This window comes from Vibrio sp. V43_P6S15P86, from assembly GCF_009904725.1.
GTDB lineage: Bacteria > Pseudomonadota > Gammaproteobacteria > Enterobacterales > Vibrionaceae > Vibrio > Vibrio diabolicus.
On the sequence record NZ_WXWT01000080.1, the window covers coordinates 1 to 4194 of the forward strand.

The 4194-nt window shown below is 39.1% G+C and carries 6 protein-coding genes; 1 reads left to right on the forward strand and 5 read right to left on the reverse strand.

The features are described from left to right. Positions 1 to 108: 108 nt before the first annotated feature. From CAG69_RS03550 to CAG69_RS03570, 4 genes are all read right to left on the reverse strand, one after another. Positions 109 to 813: a hypothetical protein gene (locus CAG69_RS03550; protein WP_161442759.1), complete on the reverse strand. Its 705-nt coding sequence runs from the start codon at positions 811 to 813 to the stop codon at positions 109 to 111. Positions 814 to 963: 150 nt separating this feature from the next. Beyond that, positions 964 to 1407 carry an SMI1/KNR4 family protein gene (locus CAG69_RS03555; RefSeq protein WP_161442761.1) on the reverse strand — a complete coding sequence of 148 codons (444 nt, stop codon included), beginning with the start codon at positions 1405 to 1407 and terminating at the stop codon, positions 964 to 966. 156 nt (positions 1408 to 1563) lie between these two features. Continuing rightward, complete coding sequence (locus tag CAG69_RS03560) at positions 1564 to 2067, reverse strand: hypothetical protein (RefSeq protein WP_078532233.1); 504 nt, start codon at positions 2065 to 2067, stop codon at positions 1564 to 1566. A gap of 154 nt (positions 2068 to 2221) precedes the next feature. Beyond that, a complete protein-coding gene (locus CAG69_RS03570) occupies positions 2222 to 2743 on the reverse strand; it encodes a GNAT family N-acetyltransferase (protein WP_161442763.1) in 522 nt (173 codons plus the stop codon). Positions 2744 to 2955: 212 nt separating this feature from the next. Here CAG69_RS03570 and CAG69_RS03575 point away from each other — a divergent pair, with 212 nt between their 5' ends. Continuing rightward, positions 2956 to 3594: a hypothetical protein gene (locus CAG69_RS03575; RefSeq protein ID WP_139127794.1), complete on the forward strand. Its 639-nt coding sequence runs from the start codon at positions 2956 to 2958 to the stop codon at positions 3592 to 3594. Positions 3595 to 3740: 146 nt separating this feature from the next. Here the strand turns inward: CAG69_RS03575 and CAG69_RS22425 are convergent. Continuing rightward, the coding region (locus tag CAG69_RS22425) for a hypothetical protein (protein WP_237668027.1) at positions 3741 to 4194 on the reverse strand (454 nt) is incomplete at its 5' end.

Sequence of the window (4194 nt, forward strand, 5' to 3'; positions counted from 1 at the left end):
ATTAAGGTGTGAAGCACGCAACCACAATACTCAATTTGAACGCCGTAATCACTAAAACTGACCCAAACCAAAAGTGCCAAGCGTGCTGAATCACTCTTAAATTGTTTGTTAGCAGTACTTTACTGAATTTATCAGCTGTACAATTTTTTCTCGATAGTACTCGTGTGGCGCTGAACGATATTTTGGATCATTAATACACTGCAATTTGTAAATAATATCTCCATACATTCGACTTTGAGTAAATCCCATTAACTCTAGCAAAGCAGACGGTGATTTAAGCTTGAGAAAGCAGCTTGTTGAAAGTGCTACCTTGTCATGAAAATGTTCATGATGAAGCTCACCTATAACCCTACGAGCACTTTTATAGTTCACTTTGTTCCCGATGATCTCAAAGCAGTAGAGCGAGAGAATAACCAAATCGGTATAGTAATAATTTACATCAATGTCATCTTGGTTCAATGTGACTTCTTGCAAAATTACTCCCCCACCAATACCCGCAGTCAAATTAGACCACATAGAATGCTTACGCATTTGGTGAAGCTCGGGACGCAGTACACCCTTAGCTATATCCCAAGACTTAGTGGAGGAATCAACCATTGTTGATTTGACCTGAACCTTTCTGCTTATATCTTCAGAATCAAGGACTAAGTCATAGCCATTATCATCTACATCAGTACGGTAAGCTTTGAGGTAATACCCCTGCATCGCATAGGCTAACTGTAGATCAAACAATAATTTGTTCATTAACATCGACTCACGACGAATCGAATTTTCAGGCTCGTAGAAAAAATATCTCGATTTGTCATGTTCCATACTGATTTACCACCGTGTACTGCTAACGCCGCGTTAAGGTGTGAACAACGCAACCAACAAACCTAACCCATTGCTCTGTAAACACTAATGCTGATTCAAACTAAAAATGCCAAGCGTTGTGAATCACTCTTAAACGCTTTGTTAGCTATACTACCAAACCTCTTCGAACTTCGAGTTAAGAAGCACTGTAAGCCAATCATTGAACCCATATTCTTTGAGATGTTCAGTAGCCCATAATTCTACAGGGCATTCTGGGTCAAACACATATAGCAGCTTCGAATTAGCTTTTAGCCCAAAATGCTCTCCACTCGTACTGCTTGCAACTAGTAATAGCTCGGGAAACACGGTGTCGCTAGCCATACAAACTGACTTCGTCCATTCTTCTATTGACTCAAGATCGAGTAACTCAAATACAAAACCAAGTTCTTTATCGGTATGTTTAAAAGTGCCAACTTTGACTAGAAATTCTCTATATGTTTCAGGGAGTTCATAACCAAGTATCCCCTCAAATAATGCTATATTATCAATCGTGTACCTTTTCTTCCTTGTACATTCGACCATGGAGTCAATCATAGAGTTAAACAAATCGTACATATATGGTTCTCTTCGGTATGAGATATTATTGGATAGCTAACGCCGCATTAAGGGGTGAACAACGAAAACCACCCGACCTGAACCATTGTGCCGTAAACACTAAAGCTGATTCAAACCAAAACTGCCAAGCGTTGTGAATCCCTCTTAAATGCTTTGTTAGAAACCTTTTTTGAGGAGCTTGCGAACCCTAGCTTTTACTGATGCTGGCTCATTCTTTAGTGCAAGATTTAAAAGGTCAGTCACTTCCTGTTGTAACTCTGGGTACTGCACAGCTAACTCATATAACCCGTTAAAGCTCCACGCTCTAACAAACTTATTTGTATCTGATAAGCCGTGCTTCAAAAACGGTTCGAGAACTTTTCGAGTTTTACGACTAACTTCGAAGTGAGATAAAACCTGCAATATGTGAAGCTTTGATTCCCAGTGGTCGTAAGTTGGCAACTTAGTCAGTACCTTTTGCATATCATGGGCATTGATAGTACCACCGTGCTCGATGTGAAATTTAACTAACCAAGTTCCACCTACACTCAAACTTTCGTCTAGACAAAGCTCAATGAGTTGTGATTCAAATTCTGAAGTCTGTTGGTATGTAACATAGATCTGTTCAATATCAGATGCTGACTTTTGATCCCAATTCATAACTTCATGTTTTATTGACATATTCGGAACCTCACTGGTTTTCTAACGCCCAGTTAAGGGGTGAAGCACGCAATGACCAAGCCGCTGCATAGCACTTCAACACCGAAACCACCGCATACCAAAAATGCCTCGCGTGCTGAATCCCACTTGAACTGTTTGTTAGCCCGAAGCCCAACTAGTACATATAGCCTAACCAGTCTATATGACCAAGTGCCCAAGTTTTACCGCTGATAGGTTTAACATATAAATCATCCACTTGCTCAACAGCAATACCATAATTTTTATGTTCATGTATTCGCAACCAAGAGCTTAAAGAATTAACTCGCAGATAGCCATTAGACGCATAAAAATCATTTAAATCGGAGATTAAAATGATGAAGTCAACGTCTTTAGTTGAGGCATATTCACTAAGTTGAGACAGCATGGCAGAACCAATACCCTGCCTTTGAAATGTATTATCAACACAGAAGTCACTAACGCCCAATACTTTATAAATTTCATCGCCGACGCTAACAACTCTGTAGTCCAGTCCCATGTAACCAACTAGTTGATCATCTTTGTACTTTAAAGCCCTCATATGCGGGAGTTGCTTATAGTATGAACGAGCTACTTGATGTTCAGGAAACGACTTGTTTCTGAGGACTTCAATTGCATTATGCTGCTCTTTAGATAACTCTATTTCTGGGTAAATATCCATATTTGACCTTTGAGGGCTAACGCCGCATTAAGGTGTGAGCAACGCTACCATGAAACTTAACCATACCACCTTAAACACAAAACCCAACGATAGAATGAAAAATGCCAAGCGTTGGGAATCACTCTTAAATGCATTGTTATACCACTGATTTTGTTGATTTTTTACTATACTATCAGATAATAGACCAAAATATTAATCACAGACCACTTTCCATGCCTAAAGAAAAAACGAGCAGTACATCCGTACAAAATGATGAACTACAAAGCATCAACAACAACCTAAGCCTTATTGCCAACACTTTAAACTCTGAACAAGAAGACAAGTACAAAGCGTGTTGTGAGATGTTCATTAAAACTTTTGAACATGAAAAGCAAACAGCAGCGAAGATAGAAGACAAAGCAAACAAAATTCTGACCTTTTTGCTTGCAGTCTCTTCTGTGTACTTAGCGTTGATTATATGGTTTATCAAAGAGGGGCATGAGAAATCTTCGCCAGTACTGATTAACAGTTCCGCAACAAGCATTTCAATAGTTCTATTGATCATTGGGGCGGCGATGCTTTTAACTAGTGTAAGTAAATCAACTTCCGTTATGTGGGCTAAACCCGAATATAACCCCGCAGCAAGTTTCAAGCTCTTTCATCATTTTGATAAGCCAGAAAAAAAGGAGCTTGATGTGTACAAATTCTATGCAGAATTTTATTCAGAGATTTGTGAAAAACGTAGAGACAACAACATAGAACGCGGAGATCTACTAGGAAAAGCCTTTTCGTTCACCAAATCGACGGTTATTTACTGTCTAGCCTCCTCATTTTATATACTACTTACAACCAGCACTTTTTTGAGTGGATAAGGCGAGCAATTACAGTGGTATAACGCCCTGTTAAGGTGTGAGCAACGCAATACCGATGCTTCCGCACACCACCTTAAACACTAAACGCAACGCATAGTAAAAATGCCACGCGTTGCGAATCACTCTTAAACAGTTTGTTATATTCCTTACACAGAACTAGAAAAAACGTAGCCTTCCGTTGTAAGAATAGGTACTGAAGAAGCCCTACACATCAAATCATTTTTGGGGATATTGTTTTCGCGCGTATATAGGTTTTCTAGTTCGAGTACGACTTTTTTACATGCCAATTCGTCAACTGAACGACAAATGTCAGATATTTCATTGGTAACATTGTAAACAAACTTATAGATATCAAAGCCAAGATAATAAGCTTTACCGCTCAACACAACCGATGGAGCATCACAGTAAGAAGGAAGCTCACTAATCATGGACTGGCAGTCACAACAAGTGATAATTGAAGCTATCTCAGCACCAACATAGTCGAGTTTTCTCTGATAGTTCTTATTACTCTCTGAGACAGTATTTTTATCAATGAATGACTTAATGCTTTTTGCATAAACTTCTAGTGGGATAATTACGTGCTCGAGGTGACTATTAATA

Bases quoted from the DNA above. Each gene is read 5' to 3' on its own strand.
- CAG69_RS03550 (WP_161442759.1), bottom strand. From the start codon at position 813: ATGGAACATGACAAATCGAGATATTTTTTCTACGAGCCTGAAAATTCG.
- CAG69_RS03555 (WP_161442761.1), bottom strand. From the start codon at position 1,407: ATGTACGATTTGTTTAACTCTATGATTGACTCCATGGTCGAATGTACA.
- CAG69_RS03560 (WP_078532233.1), bottom strand. From the start codon at position 2,067: ATGTCAATAAAACATGAAGTTATGAATTGGGATCAAAAGTCAGCATCT.
- CAG69_RS03570 (WP_161442763.1), bottom strand. From the start codon at position 2,743: ATGGATATTTACCCAGAAATAGAGTTATCTAAAGAGCAGCATAATGCA.
- CAG69_RS03575 (WP_139127794.1), top strand. From the start codon at position 2,956: ATGCCTAAAGAAAAAACGAGCAGTACATCCGTACAAAATGATGAACTA.